Source organism: Brucella pseudogrignonensis, from assembly GCF_031454375.1.
GTDB lineage: Bacteria > Pseudomonadota > Alphaproteobacteria > Rhizobiales > Rhizobiaceae > Brucella > Brucella pseudogrignonensis_A.
Window position 1 is genome coordinate 374725 of the sequence record NZ_JAVDQT010000002.1, and the last position, 17352, is coordinate 392076.

Sequence of the window (17352 nt, forward strand, 5' to 3'; positions counted from 1 at the left end):
ATGTCTGTTGCTTGGTCTTGTCTATAATAACACCGTATCAGTCGTCGATTTTGCTACTGTTATCATCCTGTTTATTTATGACGTCCTGACAGGCGGAGCCGCCCAAATTCTGCATGCCCAATTCAAAAATGTTGCCAAGGTGGAAATTAATAAAGCAAAGAACTGTAAATCAACGTAAGAGATAAGACGTAGGTGCTTTTTGATGGAACAACTATTTCAAAATATCTGAAAGGCGCTTTTGGTCTCTTTCTACGCGTTTGAGATTAAGGCCTGCCAGCAAATCAAGTATATGTGTTTTCATTAACTCCGCAGCATCGACTGGCTTATGTTGCTCAATTGCGTTCACCAGAGCGTGATGTGCATGGCTTTCACAGGTGGTTTCGCGACGACGCCAATAAAGCGCAATGATCAGTGATGAGCGAGGCAGGAGGTCAGCAACAAAGCCTGCCAAAATGGAGTGGTTGGCAATGCCAGCAAGTTCGAGATGGAAACGCGCGGACAAACGAATGGCATCACTGTCGCGTCCTGCATGAAGTGCTTCATGCTCTTTATCGAGATGTTCGCGAAGTTTTCTGACATCTTCCGCAGTCGCAACTTTAGCTGCGAGTGCGGCGACCTCCGGCTCTATCAGCATGCGCGCTTCAAAGACTTCTCGTGCTTCTTCTTGTGAGGGCTCGGCGACAAATGCGCCTCGGTTCGGCTCAAGCCGCACGAGACGATCATGGGCAAGCGCCTGTAATGCAGAACGCACAACTGCGCGACTGACCGAATAGATTGTAGCCAGTTCGTCTTCCGGTAATTTGGTTCCCGGCAACAATTGATGGCTCACGACAGCATCTCGCAACCCCTCATAAACAGGATGCCAGCGCGTCGACCCGCTATTACCGCTAGTTTCATTGTTGTCTGTGGTTTGGGTGTCCAGTAAGTTCATTTTATCCAGATACAAACGATGCCGGGTGGTGTCCGCACAAAATGCGTTCGAGTTTCATCTGACATACATATCGAAGCCGTGATCCTTGCTGTCAACGGCATTAAGATCACCGCTTACACTATAAGGCGCTGCATCCAACGTGTAGTTATTAGATGTCAGCATAATTTCCCCGGTGAAAATGGTGCAAAGATGCCTTGGAATTCTTTTACTCTGGGTGCTTGATAGCCGCCGAGTTTAGACGTTTTAAGCCCAAGTGTGACTAAACTCTCGCAGAGTTTTACCGCTGCTGTAACGCCATCAATGACTGGAATCCCGTGCTCTTCCGACAATGATGCTGCAAGGTCCGCCATACCTGCACAGCCAAGAACTATTGCTTCGGCATGATCATCTCGCTTGGCACGCACTATTTCTTCCGAAATGCGAAGCCGCGCATCTGAACCTGGGATTTCCAAATCAAGCACAGCGACATCGCTGGCTCTGACTTTTGCGCAGCGTGTTGCAAGACCATAACGTGTGAGATTGTGCTCAATTGCCGGAACCGAGCGGGAGAGGGTGGTAACGACACTGAATTTACCGGCTATCAGGCTTGCCATATGAAAGGCTGCCTCACCAATGCCAATCACCGGCATGTTAATTGCACAGCGTGCGGCATCCAGCCCCGTATCATCAAAGCAGGCAATCACGCAGGCATCTGCGTGTGAGTTTTTTTGCATTTCGCCAATCATGCCGGGAATGGCAAAAACCTCATCGAAATAGCCTTCAATGCTTGGTGGGCCATCAATGGGATTGACGGCAATGATATTGGTGTCGGAGAGTGCAACACTGCGTGCGGCCTCGCCGATTTTCCGCGTCATGGACGCGGTTGTATTGGGGTTAATGACAAGTATGTCCATTTCCTCGGACCCTAGTATGTTTTTTATCGTTGTGGATGGTTCAGGGCGCATTGTGCGCCCTGAATTTAAATTTCGCCGCCGAGATAGAGCTTTTTGATGCGGTCGTCCGACACGAGTTCGTCGGAGTTACCGGAAAGTGCAATCCTGCCTGTGGTTAAAGCATATGCGCGTTGCGAAATGCGGAGTGCCATGCGGGAGTTCTGCTCAACCAGAAGCACGCTGACCTTTTCGTCGCGATTGATCGCAACGATGGAACGGGCAATATCCTGCACGAGTTTGGGGGCAACACCGAGGGAAGGCTCGTCGAGCAGTAGCAGCTTCGGTTTGGCCATCAAGGCGCGTCCGATAACCAACATCTGTTGCTCGCCGCCACTCATCGTACCTGCGGCCTGCGAATAGCGCTCCTTAAGACGTGGAAAACGGCCCAGAACCATTTCAAGCGTATGGGCGATCTCTGCTTTGGCTGATCGCGTAAATGCGCCCATCAGCAGATTATCGCGTACCGTCATGTAAGGAAAGACGCGTCTCCCCTCCGGCACCATGGCGATGCCCATTTCGACAATCTTGTCAGAGCGCGTTCCATCAAGGCGATTGCCTTCATAATAAATTTCGCCTTTACGCAATTTATTAAGTCCGGTAATTGCACGCAGGATTGAAGACTTTCCAGCGCCATTAGCACCGATTAGTGCTACTGTTTCACCCTGATTGACGGTGAGCGATACGCCTTTCAATGCATAGACATGGTCATAATAGAGTTCGGCATCTTGGACTTTCAGAAGCTCTGTCATGATCAGTATCCAATCGTTTCATCTTCTGCGCCGAGATAGGCTTCGATAACTTTTTCGTTCTCCTGAATTTCCTTTGGCGTGCCTTCGGCAATTTTCTGGCCGAAGTTGATGACGACGATCCTGTCGGAAATATTCATCACCGCAGGCATGTCATGCTCGACAAGCAGGACAGTGATGCCGCGATCACGCACTGCACGCACCATCTCTACCGCTTTTACGGTTTCGTCATGATTCATGCCTGCAAAAGGTTCGTCCAGCAGAAGAACTTTGGGTTCAGTCGCAAGGCCAATTGCTATTCCCAGCGCTCGTAAGTGGCCATGCGGCAGGTTTTGCGCAACTTCGTTACGTTGTGATCCGAGGCCAAGAAAATCAATAATTTCATCGGCTGAGCGCTCAAACTCTAGTCTATCCTGTCGGGCGAGAGTTGTTCCAATATAGCAGCCAAGAAAACTTGCTTTGGCACGCAAGTGATGTGCGACAATGACGTTTTCGCGCACTGTCATGCCTTTGAAGATAGTTGTTTCCTGAAAAGTTCGAACTACTCCCTTTCGCGCCACGATGTGCGGTGCGAGACCGGATATGCGCGCACCATTAAACAGGACTTCGCCTGTTGTCGGACTGAGGAAAGACGCTATCAGTTTGAAAAGCGTAGATTTTCCAGCGCCATTAGGGCCGATAACCGATAGGATTTCCTGCGCTTTGACTGAAAACGAAACATCATTTACCGCTACCAGTCCGCCGAAACGTTTGGTTACGCCTTTGACTTCCAAAAGTGCGTTCATGATCCCGATCCTTTCTTACCAGTCAATCGCAAGCTGAGAAGGCCATTTGGCAGGAACAGCATCAGAATGATCAGCAGGCTCGAGAAAATGAGAAGCTGGAATTTTCCGGTCTGAAAAAGGAAATCCCATCCGAAATAGAGAACAAACGTACCGATGATTGGGCCGAATACGTAGCCAAGACCGCCAAGAAAGCAGTTAAGCATGAAGTTGACGGAGTCGGTGACCGTGAAACTTGATGGGTAGATCGACTGCGATATCGCCACAAACATTGCGCCGCCCAATCCTCCAAGGAAGGACGAAATCGCATAAGCAAGCACGCGCAGATTGGTAATATTGACACCTATAGAGGAGGCAAGTTCTTCATTCTGTTGCAGTGACTGGCAAAGGCCTCCGATGCGTGAATGAATAAGCCTGTAAAGGGCTGCAAAACATACCACCATTAGGAATACTGATACGAAGTAGAAAGCTGCTCGCGGATTTTGTAGCGTTGCGAAGTCGGGCAGGATGGTTAGACCGAAAATCGATATTCCTCCCGGTGGAGGGATGTTGACCATTCCTTTTGCGCCATTGGTAATCGGAAGAGCCATGGCGAGCAGGCGCGCTACTTCGGTAAGTACCAGTGTAACCATCGCAAAATAAACACCACGAAGGCGCAAAATCGGCAACCCGATCAAAATACTGGTAAAAGCGCAAAAGAGACCTGCCAGCGGCAATGTCAGCCAGAAAGACACGCCATATTTGACCATCAGAATGGCAGAGACATAGCCGCCCATGAGAGCATATGCACCCTGACCGATATTGATGCGTCCAATATAAAAGGTGAGCCATACACCAGCACTGACAATGGAAAGCAGGGCGACTGAGGTTAGCGTGTAATAAAGATCGTTACGTCCTGTTATGGTGATCAGCAACGGTATGCCGATGAAGACCAGAGCGAGGAAAGCAACGACGCCAATAAGTTTTACTGTCTTTGTCATGTTTGCCTCCATCAGCCCCAAGGTTTACCCATAAGCCCATTTGGACGAAGACTGAGGAAAACCATCAATCCAGCGAAGATCACGAGGTAGGTAATGTCGCCGTAAGGACGCAGCACCGTAAGGCCGACAGATTCCAGCATTCCGAGAATGAAACCGCCTGCAATTGCACCGCTTACGACACCTGCACCGCCAATCATCACCATCATGAAGGCCTTGATAGAAATAGCCCCCCCAATACCGGAATTGACACCAGTAATAGCAACCAGCAAGCCGCCGACAAGACCCGCAAGCATGGCCCCTAATGCGAAGCCGATCATGGAATAACGGTTTACATTCACGCCCATTAACTGCGCTGCAACGCGATCTTGAGCGAGCGCGCGCATCGCGCGACCAGGTTTCGTAAACTGCATGAAAAGAACAAATGCTGCGATGAATACAACTGCCAGCACACCGATCAGGATGCGATCATACGGTATTATCAACCAATCCGACACAAATACGCCATTGATGATTTTAGGAACACCGCGCTGCTTTTCCCCAAATAGCAGCAAAATCACAGCATCCAGAAAAAATGCAATTGCTGCTGCAAGCAGCATCGTACTTTCGTCGCGAACACTTCGCTTTATGACAGGTCTGAACAGAAACTTTTCAATCAGCGCGCCCACAATCATTAGTGTGACTGCAGAAGCAAACAACGCCGCAACAAAGGGCAGGCCGAGTTGGCCATAGATCGTATAAGTAACAAATCCGCCGAGCACATACATCTGCCCATGAGCGAAGTTCAAAACATTCATCAAAGCGAAAATAAGCGTCAGTCCGAGCGCAATCAGCGCATATTGTGATCCTAGATATAGTCCGTTGACTATGACTTGTTCCATGAAGGCAAACTCCCTCCTGCGGAGAGTGGCCTTGCCTAGTTCTCCGTGGCTGTTCATTACGATTGGGAGGCAGAAGCGGATGTTATGATCATCCGCTTCCAAAAATATTTGTGTTTAGTCGACCTGACCGACGAACAGCGTTTCGAACTTTCCGTCCTTGTACTCGGTGACGACCATAGGAATACCCAACTGACGCTTCTGCGTGAAAGATGTATCGCCTACATAGGTGAGCTTGGAACCATCCCCCTTCACATAGGGATTTGGTGCAGAGAAAGTATCGACTGTCTTTTTGAACTCTTCGACGTTGTCGATCGCAGCAGGGTTAGCCTTCATCGTTTCGATTATATATTCAAGCGCATAGACTTTTGTGTTGGATTCATCGTTATACTCGCCATAAGCCTTGGTATAACGGTCAACGAACTCTTTCATCGTATCGGATGCGATTTCAGGGGTGGATGCACCACCGACCGAAATAAATCCATTGGCCAGTTCACCCGCGCCTTCTTCCAGCACCTTCGCGTCCTGCGCAGTTTCAGTGGAGATGAAACCCTCGTAGCCCAATTCGCGTGCTGCGCGGATCAGAAGTGGCGCGTTCCCGGGTGCAACGCCGGAAAGAACCAAAAGGTCCGGCTTCTGCATGATGATTGGGGTTAAAACTGGCGTGAAGTCACGCGTGTCATTCTGATAGGCATCGCTGGTTGATACGACTTCGAGACCAAGGGCTTTTGCAGCTTCAATACCGCTGTCACGTTGGCTTAGTGGATCAGATTCATTGGCAGCAACAAAAGCAACGCTTTTTACGCCTTTGTTTTCTTTCAAATATTTGTAAATAGCTGGGCCAGACTGATAATTGGCAATCATACCCAAAATAGCGTTGGATGCTGGCGGTGTATAAAGTTCTTTGGGGAAGGAGTAAGGGAAGTAGATAATCCCTTTGGATTCAGCGACCGGGCGAACTGCCGCAGCGCCGTCATCAACATTTGGCCCAACAACGTAATGAACGCCTTCCTGCGCCATTTTTTCCATGCCCGCGATTGCACGCTTTGGGTCTTTCTGGTCGTCGAAAGTAACGATCTTGATTTTGTAATTATCATCCCCAATCTTTACCCCGCCCAGCTCATTTAGCCAGTCTGCGCGCACCTGCATCGATCTAACATTCGATGTGCCCCATGCGGCTGCTGGGCCACTTGTGACGCCAACAAAGCCAATCTTGAGTTCTTTGTCAGCAGCCTGAGAAATATTAGCGGATATGATTGCGAAAAGCGAAACGGCGCTAAGCGCCGCAGTCTTGATGACTGCGCGTCTGTTAAACATTTGTATTCCCCTTGTTACTTTACCACTCCCTCGTTTTGTGGGGAGAAGCATGTAAGGATTGAACGATACACACGCCAGATTGTCAACAATATTTATTTTTTGGTAAACAATGTGAATTTGGCGGTATTGCGGATTTATATTCTCCCAATAAGATCGCGCCAAAAAGTTGTGATGACGATTATGAGTAAATTGCTATTAGCTATTGAATTTGAAAGGAAAGCCGGGCATTTTCGGTTGTTGCAATAACCCATGAGCTATTATGTCAGTCCAGCGCGCAAGTTTTTATATCCTTCTGGCACTGGTGACCGTTGCGTTTGCCTGGTTGTTGATCCCCTATTATTCCGCTGTGCTATGGGGCGTCATTCTGGCGCTCATTTTTTATCCCGTGCAGCAATGGCTTTTGCGGGTTTTGCGAGGCCGCAGAAATATTGCAGCGTTTCTCTCGGTGCTGATGTGCATATGCCTCGTCATCCTTCCAACATTACTGATATTCGGTTTGCTGGCTCAGGAGGGGAATTCTGTCTATCAACGATTGAGCACGCGCGAATTTGACCTCAATACTTACATAACACGAATTCTTGCAGCGTTACCGGACAGTCTAGAAGAGTGGATGGTGCGTTTTGAACTTGGTACTTTTGCTGAGTGGCGCACACGTATAACCGGTGGAATTCTGCAAGGTAGCCAGATTTTTGCAAGCCGTCTCGTTAGCCTCGGACAGAATACACTTCAGTTCATTATAAGCTTCGGCATTATGATTTATCTGCTGTTCTTTCTGTTCCGTGATGGAGATGAGCTGGGAGAAAAAATTAGGCAAGCGATTCCGCTTAGCGAAGATTATAAAAACCAGTTCGTCGAGAAGTTTGCTGCCGTCATCCGTGCGACTGTGAAGGGAAACATCATTATCGCGCTTATTCAGGGCGCAATTGGTGGGATCACATTCTGGCTGCTTGGTATTGAAGCTGCATTATTGTGGGGTGTGATGATGACTATCTTCTCATTGCTGCCCGTGGTTGGTGCTTCACTTATATGGGCACCTGTTGCCGTATGGTTTATCGTAAACGGCATGTGGCTTCAGGCATTTACACTGATATTCGTCGGTGTTTTAGTGATTGGGCTCATTGATAATCTTCTACGTCCCCCTTTGGTGGGTAAGGGCACGCGTATGCCGGATTTTGTGGTTCTCATCTCCACAATTGGCGGAATTTCACTTGTTGGGATTAATGGGTTTGTCGTCGGTCCAATGATTGCGGCAATGTTTATTGCGGCATGGTCGCTTCTGGCGCAGGAGCAGAGCTCCCAAAAGTCCACGTAGACTAAAATTAAAATAACTAAATATAGGCTAAAAACAAGAACGCCCACTGCACTGGGAGGAGGAGTGTGCAGCGGGCTGATCTGAAAAGCGCGACTGGGAGGAGGAGTGTCGCGCTCCGAGTTCAGCCTCTGGGAGGAGGAGTGAGACTGAACAATCTCAAAATAGGTTTAGTGGGGCTCGGTTACAAGCAGCGATACTGCAAGGCAGATATGCATTTTGGAATAGCTTGAAATAAGAAACCGCCCCGCTGCGGTTAACGCGCTGGGGCGGCTCTCAACTCCTCCAAGTGGCGCAGACAATAACGGCATGCATTTAAAAAGCAACCCCTTATAACTTACATGCAAATTTCAGTAATTACTGAAATCATCATAACGTTACGAGGGTATGCTTAATAAGCTGCGTCTCATCGTTTGCATTTTAACATGGTCAAAGGTGTATTCAGAAATTTATTTCCGATCGTGTAAAAATAATCAGATGATGGCCCCCCATTAAAACTTGATTATACAATTTCATACTTTGGAATAAATCGATTAGATCGGTGAGTATCTTCATCATTCGATTTCCACACACAAACCTCATCAACGAGCGATAATTAAAGTTGACTCGTAATATCAAGATTAATATAGCCTGCCGTTAACATGAGTTAATTTATCATCTTAACGGATTATGGCGATAGTCAGCTTGGGGGTTGTAGTGAAATCGAATTCTGGACGTATCCGCTATTTTTGGAATACTACGGTGTTATGCGGCACTTTTGGTGCTGTGGTGCTATTGGCTGCGCCTGCATTTGCACAAAATGCAGCGCAGGGTAGCGATTCGAAGAATCAAACTGCGGATCAGGGGCAGATTGATAAGAAGCGCAAAGATCAAGCGCTCCAGCTCGACACTATCACCATTTCACCTACGATTCAGAATGCTGCTGCTATTGATGCCATGGCATCAACCAGTGTTATCACACAGCGTGATATTGATCGGATTCAGGCAACGACTGCTGCGGATCTGTTCAGAGCAACTCCCGGCGTTCATGCATCGCTGAATGGCGATGATCCGGCTACTTCAATTAACATTCGCGGTCTTCAGGAGTATGGCCGTGTCGCGGTAACGCTGGACGGCGCACGTCAGGATTACTGGCGCGTTGGCCACGGCTCTGGTTCATTCTACATTGAACCAGAAATGCTCAAACAGGTAACTGTAATTCGTGGTCCTGTTTCCAACGCTTACGGTTCAGGCGGCATTGGCGGTCTCGTTGCTTTTGAAACCAAGGATGCTGGCGATTTCCTTCGCGATAGCGAAACCTGGGCATTAAGCGAAAAGCTACGGTATGAAAGCAACGGCAAAGGCTGGATGACCAGCACGGTTGGAGCTTATCGCTTCAACGAGAATTTTGATGTTATCGGCAATCTGAACTATCGCGATAGCGACGCTTATAAAAACGGCGACGGCGATGTTGTTCGCTGGACTGGTGAGCGTGTTGTCAGTGGTTTAGGTAAGGTTACAATTCGTCCGGCTGAAGGACACGAACTAAAGCTGGGCTACTCGCGCCAAAAATACAATGACATCATGACTGCAAGCAGCGGTTCAACCTCCAGTAATTTGTCGAGGTTTGATGCTGATACAATCGTTAGTACATATACGGGCAACTATACATACAAGCCTGAAGATAATCCACTCTGGAATTTATCTGTAAACGCTTATTACACCGATACAGACAATGACCAATACCAGGTCTGGCCAAAAGCCAATATCGGTAAGACGCGATATTATGACGTGTCAACGGCAGGGTTCCGTGCATACAACAGCTCGCGTATTGAGACCGATGCCATGGTCCACACCATTACTTATGGTGTTGATTATTATAAAATGCGCGGTGAATCTGACACCGATAATTTTGGCAATGGTGACCAACAGGCCTATGGTGGTGTTCTGCAATGGCAAGGGGAATACCAGAAGTGGCTGGAGATTATCGGTGCACTGCGATACGACGGTTACCGGCTTGATGGGACGACGAAGGCTACTGACGTTTTAGCATCTCAAGATGTTAATGTTGATGGCCATCGTGTTTCTCCGCGTTTAAGCGTAGGTGTAACACCATGGGACGGCGTCCAGTTCTATGGTCTTTATTCGCAGGGCTATCGTGTTCCGCATATGCAGGATATGTTCCGCCAAAATGGTGCGCATGGTTCAGGCTATGAACCAAATCTTCTGCTAAAGCCGGAAGTTGCGACCTCGTTTGAGGCTGGTGTGAATCTCAGGCAGGATGGGATCCTCGATGCAGGTGATCAGGTCAGAGCTAAGATCAATTTCTTCCATACGGATGTGAAAGATTACATCAACACAGTCAAGAACGGCGCTGTTACCACCTCTCAAAACGTAGGCACTGCCCGACTGCAGGGCGTGGAGTTCGAGGGCACTTACGATAACTGGTGGGGCTATATCAATCTTGCCGCTTCTTACACAGATGCTGAGATGAAAGATGGTATTTATAAGGGTGATAGTCTGAGCAATACACCGCTGAACAATTTCAGTACGACACTGGGGCTGAAGGCTTTTGACGAAAAGCTAATCTATGGCGTTGAGTACGAAAGTATTGGCAGGGTTAATCGTGCACTTACAACAGGCGCAGTTAAAGTATATCCGCGTGTAGATCTCGTGAACGTGTTCGCGAATTGGCAGGTAAATGATAATCTTAAGCTAGATTTCGGTGTCGATAACGTCTTTGATAAAGCGTATACAGACGCGCAGACTGGTTGGGCAACAAGCACAGACATTGATCAGGCCAAGGGAAGAACCTTTAAGATCGCCATCACGGGTCGCATCGGCGGCTAAAATATCGAAATGAAGGCAGAAATGCCTTCATTCTTTTTTGCATCAACGGATTGAGAAAGCCTGTGTCCAAGTCATCCTCTGAAGCTACCCGCGCATTACTAAGCTATGCAAATATTCCGCTACAAAATGGCAATACATATCTGCCTAACATTATCGATCGTCTAAACTCCTATCATGCAGAATATCTCTTGCTTGATGAAGTCAACGTATTTGATTTTTCATTTGGTCGTATTGAGATCGATAACAAAGAACATGGCTACCGTGTAGCTCTGCATGCTGATGATGATACAGGCTTGCATCGTTTGAAAGATCTGGCAGCGGTTGCCATTAAACTTTACACCAAGGAAGAAGCTCCGGAGATCATCTGGCAAGGAGACAGAGCTGGAGAACAAGTTCTTCCTCAATTTCGTCTGATGCGGGTAATTTCGTCAGAACAGATCACGCCTCATATGCTGCGCTTACGTCTCGCAGGGGACGACTTGAAGCGGTTTTCGTTGTTTGGTGCCATGCATATCCGTTTGCTATTGCCAACAGCCGAGGTTCCGAAGCCTGTTTGGCCAATTATGGGTCCAAATGGATTGCCTTTCTGGCCAGACGACTTTCGCAAACCTGCGTCCCGCGCTTATACGATCCGTAGCCTTAATATTGATGCGGGCTGGCTTGAGATCGATTTTTACCTTCATGAAGTTGAAGGACTGGCTTGCACATGGGCTAAAAATGCCAAGGCTGGCGATGAAGTTGGGCTAATGGGGCCGGTTGGTCGACCTTTACGTCGTGCAAGTCGCTATCTGATGGGCGCTGATGCCACCGGCCTTCCTGCAATCGGTCGTATGCTTGAAGAGTTTTCGGAAGAAGTGACCGGGCGTGTTGTAATCGCTGTCGATAGCGAAAAAGACGTGCAGAATCTCGCGCATCCGCAAGGTGTTTCCATCGATTGGATCATTGATCCAGATCAGAAACGCGCTGCTGAAACACTCACACAAGTGTTATGTGAAGCAGAATGGCCGGAAGGTCCTGATAGCTTTGGATGGTTTGCAGGTGAGGCAGATCAAGCAAAAGTTATTCGCCAGCATTGGCGTCAAAAACTTGGTAAAAGCCGTGAAGAAACGCTCGTTGCAGGTTATTGGCATAAAGATGCTGTCGGATTTATGGCTGGTTGATAAAAATGCTGAGCTTGTAAGTCATAATAACCTTTCGCTCGCAAACATAATGCGCTAGGCACCCTACAAATTATGAGTGAAGGAGCCTGGCCATGGCTGAACTGTTGAAACGCTTTGCAGAATATTACAAGCCACATCGCGGTTTGTTTATGCTGGATTTCTCAAGTGCTGTGGCAGCGGGTCTCCTTGAGTTAGCGTTTCCTATAGCCGTGACCGTGTTTATTGATCGTTTGTTGCCTACAGGGCAGCTTGGAATTATCGGTCTGGCTGCTATCGGCCTTCTGGCGATTTATGTCCTCAATGCGGTTCTGCAAGTCATTGTTACGTATTGGGGGCATATGCTCGGTATCAAAATTGAAACCGAGATGCGCCGTAAGGCATTCGATCATTTGCAAAAACTGTCCTTTGGTTTTTTTGATAATCAGAAAACTGGACATCTGGTGGCGCGACTGACCAAAGATCTTGAAGAGATTGGAGAGGTCGCTCATCATGGTCCCGAAGATGTATTCATAGCTATTATGACGCTGATTGGTGCTTTTGCGCTAATGATGTGGGTACATGTTCCGCTCGCGCTTATCACAGCTACGATCATACCGCTCTCGGCTTATGTGACCATGCGTTACGGTAGACGCATGACCTCTAACTGGCATGCTCTTTATCGGCGCGTCGGTGACTTTAATGCGCGTATTGAAGAAAATGTTGGTGGTATTCGGGTTGTTCAGGCCTTCACCAACGAGGATCATGAACGTAAACTTTTTGCGGAAAACAACGAAAACTACCAGCGAACAAAGTTGGCTGCCTACAAGATCATGGCTGCTTCAATGTCGCTATCTTATTTATCGATGCGCTTCGTGCAGGTAGTTGTTATGCTCGCCGGCGCTTGGTTTGTTGTGCGTGGCGAACTAACAGCTGGCGGTTTTGTGGGCTTCTTGCTGCTTGTTAATGTTTTCTTCCGTCCGATCGACAAGATTAATTCCGTAATTGAAAGCTATCCAAAAGGCATTGCAGGCTTTCAACGTTATGTTGAGTTTCTGGACACGCGACCTGATATTGCAGATCGCCCCAACGCACAGTCTGTCGAGCGTCTTAACGGTGATATTGAGTATCGCCATGTCAACTTCGGTTATAGCGATAAGCGTCCTATTCTCAGTAATCTTAATCTTTCTATCAAGTCTGGTGAAACCATCGCTTTTGTTGGATCTTCTGGTGCAGGTAAAACAACAATCTGTTCAATGTTGCCACGCTTTTACGATGTAACCGAGGGTGGAATATTTGTTGACGGTATTGATATTCGCGACATGACACTCAAATCACTGCGGTCGAATATTGGTATTGTCAGTCAGGATGTGTTCCTGTTTGCAGGAACTATTCGTGAAAACATTGCCTATGGGCGTCTTGAAGCAACAGACGAAGAGATCATTGAAGCTGCACAGCGAGCACGACTAGATGGTGTGATTGCTGATCTTCCAGACGGATATGATACGGTGATTGGTGAGCGTGGCGTGAAGCTTTCTGGAGGTCAGAAGCAGCGCCTGGCCATAGCACGCATCTTTCTTAAAAACCCGCCGATTCTGATCCTTGATGAAGCCACTTCAGCATTGGATACCGAGACAGAGCGTGCCATTCAGCAATCCCTTGCTGACCTTTCTGTCGGGCGTACAACACTGGTCATCGCGCATCGTCTCGCAACCATTGTGAATTCAGACCGGATTTTGGTTGTTGAAGGCGGAGAAATCGTAGAACAGGGCAACCACAGTGAATTACTTTCATTGAAGAATGGCCGCTATAATCGCCTGCACACAGTTCAATCAGCATCTATCGACGGCCTTTTGTCTGCTTGATCTTGTCTCAATCTCTTCCGCCCCTATTATTTTTTCTAATATGGCGGGAGGGATGTTGTGAATAAAATTATTATTAAGCGTATATACGAAGCTCCCGAAGCCGATAATGGCTTTCGGGTGCTTGTTGATCGTATCTGGCCCCGGGGTATGTCAAAAGAAAAAGCACATATTGATTTATGGGCAAAAGACATCGCGCCTACGTCTCAGTTGCGCAAATGGTTTGGTCATGAAGCTGCTAAGTGGCCGATATTTCAAACCAAATATTGTGAAGAATTGATGGGCAATTTAAATGCAGTTAAGGCTCTTCTACAGGATGCAAGAGGGAGAGAGATAATCTTACTTTATGGTGCAAAAGACGAGCAGCACAATCAGGCAATTGTCCTCAAGGATTTTATTACCTCTCATTGGGAATTTTTGAAAGAAAATCCATAATATTCAGATCAATTATCCTTTTTATAATCTGCCCGATTGATCCCATGCCTCTGCATTTTGTCGTAAAATGTCTTGCGCGGAATGCCTAGTGTTTCGAGTGTTTCCTGAATATTTCCGCTATGTGCTGCGAGTGTTTCGCGAATAAGATCGGCTTCAAAACGTTCCAAGCGTTTTGGCAGCGTTTCTTGTTCCTCTTGCAGACTAACTGATTGTTGAGTGGGAAGTTTAACGCCCAATGCAAAACGTTCAGCGAAATGAACCAGTTCGCGCACATTTCCCGGCCAGTTATGTTCCATCAGGTGGCGGTGTGTTGCGTTATCCAGTGCGGGTATGTCGCGATTAAAGCGTCGTGCAGCGCGTGCAAGAAAATGAGAAAAAAGCAGCGGAATGTCGTCACGACGTTCACGCAATGGTGGGATCGTCAACGTCACAACATTCAACCGATAATAAAGGTCTTCACGAAAATCGCCGCGTTGCAGCGGGTCTCCCAGATCGATCTTTGCAGCGGCGACAACACGAAGATCAATGGGACGAACTTCGTTAGTTCCAAGGGGCGTGATCTCGCGCATTTCGAGAACGCGAAGAAGCTTCACCTGAGTAGCAGGGGGCATGCTTTCTATTTCATCTAAAAAAAGCGTGCCGCCGCTTGCATGTTCAATACGTCCGACGCGTTTCTTTTGAGCGCCGGTGAACGCACCAGCTTCGTGGCCGAAGAGTTCGCTTTCGATCACTGTTTCGGGCAATGCACCACAATTAAGGGCGACGAAATTGCCTTTACGCCGACCACCCCAGTCATGCAGCAATTGAGCAACGACTTCTTTGCCGGTTCCGGTTTCGCCCGCAATCAAAACATCAACATTGGTATCGGCGATATCAAGGATGGTACGGCGGAGGTTTTCGATTGCAGGCGTTTGGCCGATGAGCGGCATATCGTTTTGTGCATCGTACGCTAATTCACGCAGTTTACGATTTTCCAGAACCAGTTTCCGGCGTTCTGCTGCCCTTAAAACGCTGTGAACCAACCGGTCAGCGGCAAAGGGTTTAGCGATGAAATCATAAGCGCCATTCTGAATAGCCTGCACTGCCATGGGTATATCACCATGGCCGGTGATCAGGATAACCGGCAGGTCGATATCTATCGCTTGAATACGCGCAAAAAGCTCTAATCCGTCGATCTGGGGCATACGCACATCTGTTACAATGACGCCTTCGAATGCGGCTGTAATTGCCAATAACGCCTCAGTCGCACTCCCAAAGTCCTGCACGTCATAGCCGGCAAGCTCCAAAGTCTGTCGCGTAGCTCGACGCAATGCTTTGTCGTCGTCGACCAATATAACGGGAATGTTCATCATGCTTTCTTAAACTCTACGCGGAAGGTCGTGCCGTTAAGGCTGCTTTTTGCCGATATTTTTCCGCCATAATCAGTGAGGATTTCCTTCACGATTACCAGACCAAGACCAAGGCCGTGGTCTTTCGACGTATTAAACGGCGTAAAGAGATTTTCCTGGATATTTTGCGGGATGCCGGGACCATTGTCAGAAATTATCAGCACAATGCTTTTAGAAAGCGACTTTGCTCTGACTTTTATCTTGCCACTATTTCCTTTGATTTCAACAGCTTCCAGAGCATTTTGAAATAGGTTTATTAGCACTTGTTCCAGTCTCAATGAATGGCCCGTAACTTTCACGTCGCTGGAAGGCAATTCAATGTCAAACTGATCCATGCTGCCTGAAAAGCGGCTGCGTAGCAGAACCAGCGCACCCGATATAATCTCTGCGAGTGACACGGCTTCTGACGGCCGATGGCCTTTGCGTGCAAAAGTGCGCAAATCACCGGTGATCGCCCCGATGCGTTCTGTCAGTGTCGCAATTTCAGCAAGATTTTCGGTTGCAGCATCCAGTTGTTTTCGCTCAAGAAAAATACGCGCATTATCCGCATAAGCACGAATGGTTGCGACCGGCTGGTTTATTTCATGCGCAACACCCGCTGCAACTTGCCCCATGATTGCCAGGCGGTTGGCGTGAACAAGGTCTTGTTGTACGCCTTGCAGCATCGTCTCCGTTTTATGGTGATCACTGATCTCTGACTGCAACTGGTCACGTGCTTTAACCAGATCTTTCGTTCGCTCGATAACGCGGTCTTCAAGATCAGATTGTCGGCGTTGTGCATCCGCAATTCGTGCGATAATCCGTTGCCTGCGACGTAACATGATACCAATAAGCGTTGCGAAAGCGGCGATGATAATGAATGCGACAAGGCGTGCCTCGCGGACCGCAGCCTCAACAGGTGCTCGCATGAGCGCAAGACTGTATATTTGCCACGGCGTTGTTTCGACAGGCGAAGTGATCGCCAAATAATCGGTATTCTTAGCCGTGCCCGGAAGAAGCGCTTCAACCAGAACTGTATCATTATCACCGTCAATTGGCCTCATTGAAAGCGGTAGCGGCTTGAGTGGAGCATCACCAAACTGAAGACTCTGGCGAATAGCTTCAACCCGTTTTGGTGGAAATTCGCCAATCGTCATAAAGCGCCAAGAAGGAAGGCTAGTGATCAGCACGATACCACGATCATCAGTCACAAAAGTCGGACGGCCGGTTTCGTGCCAGTCTTTTTCAAGTTGATCGAATGAAAGCTTCACGACCACAACACCAAGCGGACCATTCTTGCCGTCAATACGTCGTGCGATGTAAAGCCCCGGCAGGTGGCTCACATTGCCCAATGCAAAATATTCTGTGCTGCCGTCTTTCAGTGAGCCTTTGAAATACGGTCTGAATTGATAATCATTGCCGACAAAGCTATCCGATTCGCGCCAGTTACTGGCTGAAATCGCTGCACCGTCTAGACCGATAAGATAAATAACGGCAGCTTGTGTACCTTCCGCAAGCGCCTCAAATTTCCGGTTCAAAAGATCAATCGTTGCAGAATTGTTTGTTTCTAGCGCGTCTGTAAGCTCTTTGTCCTTTGATAAAACGAGCGGCAGAGCGCGTTGTTTTTCCAGCACTGCTCGAAGAAACGCCGCATTGAGGTTGGAGTCGATACGCGTTTGCTCGCGCAGGCTCTGTAATGCGCGCTCACGGGCATTATTACCGACAAACCAGAACGCCAATGCAAACACAGCAATACAAACCGTGCCAAACACCCACCAGGTAAGGCGGTTGGAATTTAATGCCGATTGCGTTTTGCTGCCTGTGTTTGACTGGTTTCTCATCGCTACACTG

At 48.1% G+C, this 17352-nt stretch carries 14 protein-coding genes; 5 read left to right on the top strand and 9 right to left on the bottom strand.

What is annotated here, in order from left to right:
* Positions 1–211: 211 nt before the first annotated feature.
* From J2782_RS09610 to J2782_RS09640, 7 genes are all read right to left on the bottom strand, one after another.
* Positions 212–931: a GntR family transcriptional regulator gene (locus tag J2782_RS09610; RefSeq protein WP_310011823.1), complete on the bottom strand. Its 720-nt coding sequence runs from the start codon at positions 929–931 to the stop codon at positions 212–214.
* A gap of 155 nt (positions 932–1086) precedes the next feature.
* Entirely contained in the window at positions 1087–1824 is a 738-nt protein-coding gene (locus tag J2782_RS09615; RefSeq protein ID WP_310011824.1) for an aspartate/glutamate racemase family protein, read from the bottom strand.
* Positions 1825–1889: 65 nt separating this feature from the next.
* Positions 1890–2612: an ABC transporter ATP-binding protein gene (locus J2782_RS09620; protein WP_310011826.1), complete on the bottom strand. Its 723-nt coding sequence runs from the start codon at positions 2610–2612 to the stop codon at positions 1890–1892.
* 2 nt (positions 2613–2614) lie between these two features.
* Complete coding sequence (locus J2782_RS09625) at positions 2615–3394, bottom strand: ABC transporter ATP-binding protein (RefSeq protein ID WP_310011828.1); 780 nt, start codon at positions 3392–3394, stop codon at positions 2615–2617.
* Complete coding sequence (locus tag J2782_RS09630) at positions 3391–4371, bottom strand: branched-chain amino acid ABC transporter permease (protein WP_310011830.1); 981 nt, start codon at positions 4369–4371, stop codon at positions 3391–3393. Before J2782_RS09630 ends, J2782_RS09625 begins: the two co-directional genes overlap by 4 nt.
* An 11-nt stretch (positions 4372–4382) precedes the next feature.
* Entirely contained in the window at positions 4383–5249 is an 867-nt protein-coding gene (locus J2782_RS09635; protein ID WP_310011831.1) for a branched-chain amino acid ABC transporter permease, read from the bottom strand.
* Positions 5250–5363: 114 nt separating this feature from the next.
* Entirely contained in the window at positions 5364–6563 is a 1200-nt protein-coding gene (locus J2782_RS09640) for an ABC transporter substrate-binding protein (RefSeq protein ID WP_310011833.1), read from the bottom strand.
* A gap of 259 nt (positions 6564–6822) precedes the next feature.
* On the opposite strand from J2782_RS09640, the gene J2782_RS09645 reads away from it, so the two are divergent.
* The 5 genes from J2782_RS09645 (at position 6823) to J2782_RS09665 (ending at position 14134) form a co-directional block, all read left to right on the top strand.
* Positions 6823–7875: an AI-2E family transporter gene (locus J2782_RS09645; RefSeq protein WP_310011835.1), complete on the top strand. Its 1053-nt coding sequence runs from the start codon at positions 6823–6825 to the stop codon at positions 7873–7875.
* Positions 7876–8568: 693 nt separating this feature from the next.
* Positions 8569–10701, top strand: a complete 2133-nt coding sequence (locus J2782_RS09650; protein WP_310011837.1) for a TonB-dependent receptor domain-containing protein — start codon at positions 8569–8571, stop codon at positions 10699–10701.
* A 62-nt stretch (positions 10702–10763) separates the two neighbouring features.
* Entirely contained in the window at positions 10764–11861 is a 1098-nt protein-coding gene (locus J2782_RS09655; protein ID WP_310011839.1) for a siderophore-interacting protein, read from the top strand.
* Positions 11862–11953: 92 nt separating this feature from the next.
* Complete coding sequence (locus J2782_RS09660) at positions 11954–13702, top strand: ABC transporter ATP-binding protein (RefSeq protein WP_310011841.1); 1749 nt, start codon at positions 11954–11956, stop codon at positions 13700–13702.
* 57 nt (positions 13703–13759) lie between these two features.
* Positions 13760–14134, top strand: a complete 375-nt coding sequence (locus tag J2782_RS09665) for a DUF488 domain-containing protein (protein WP_310011843.1) — start codon at positions 13760–13762, stop codon at positions 14132–14134.
* 8 nt (positions 14135–14142) lie between these two features.
* On the opposite strand, the gene J2782_RS09670 is transcribed toward J2782_RS09665, so the two are convergent.
* Complete coding sequence (locus J2782_RS09670) at positions 14143–15486, bottom strand: sigma-54-dependent transcriptional regulator (RefSeq protein ID WP_404989618.1); 1344 nt, start codon at positions 15484–15486, stop codon at positions 14143–14145.
* Positions 15483–17342, bottom strand: a complete 1860-nt coding sequence (locus J2782_RS09675; RefSeq protein WP_310011846.1) for a sensor histidine kinase — start codon at positions 17340–17342, stop codon at positions 15483–15485. Before J2782_RS09675 ends, J2782_RS09670 begins: the two co-directional genes overlap by 4 nt.
* Positions 17343–17352: the final 10 nt, after the last annotated feature.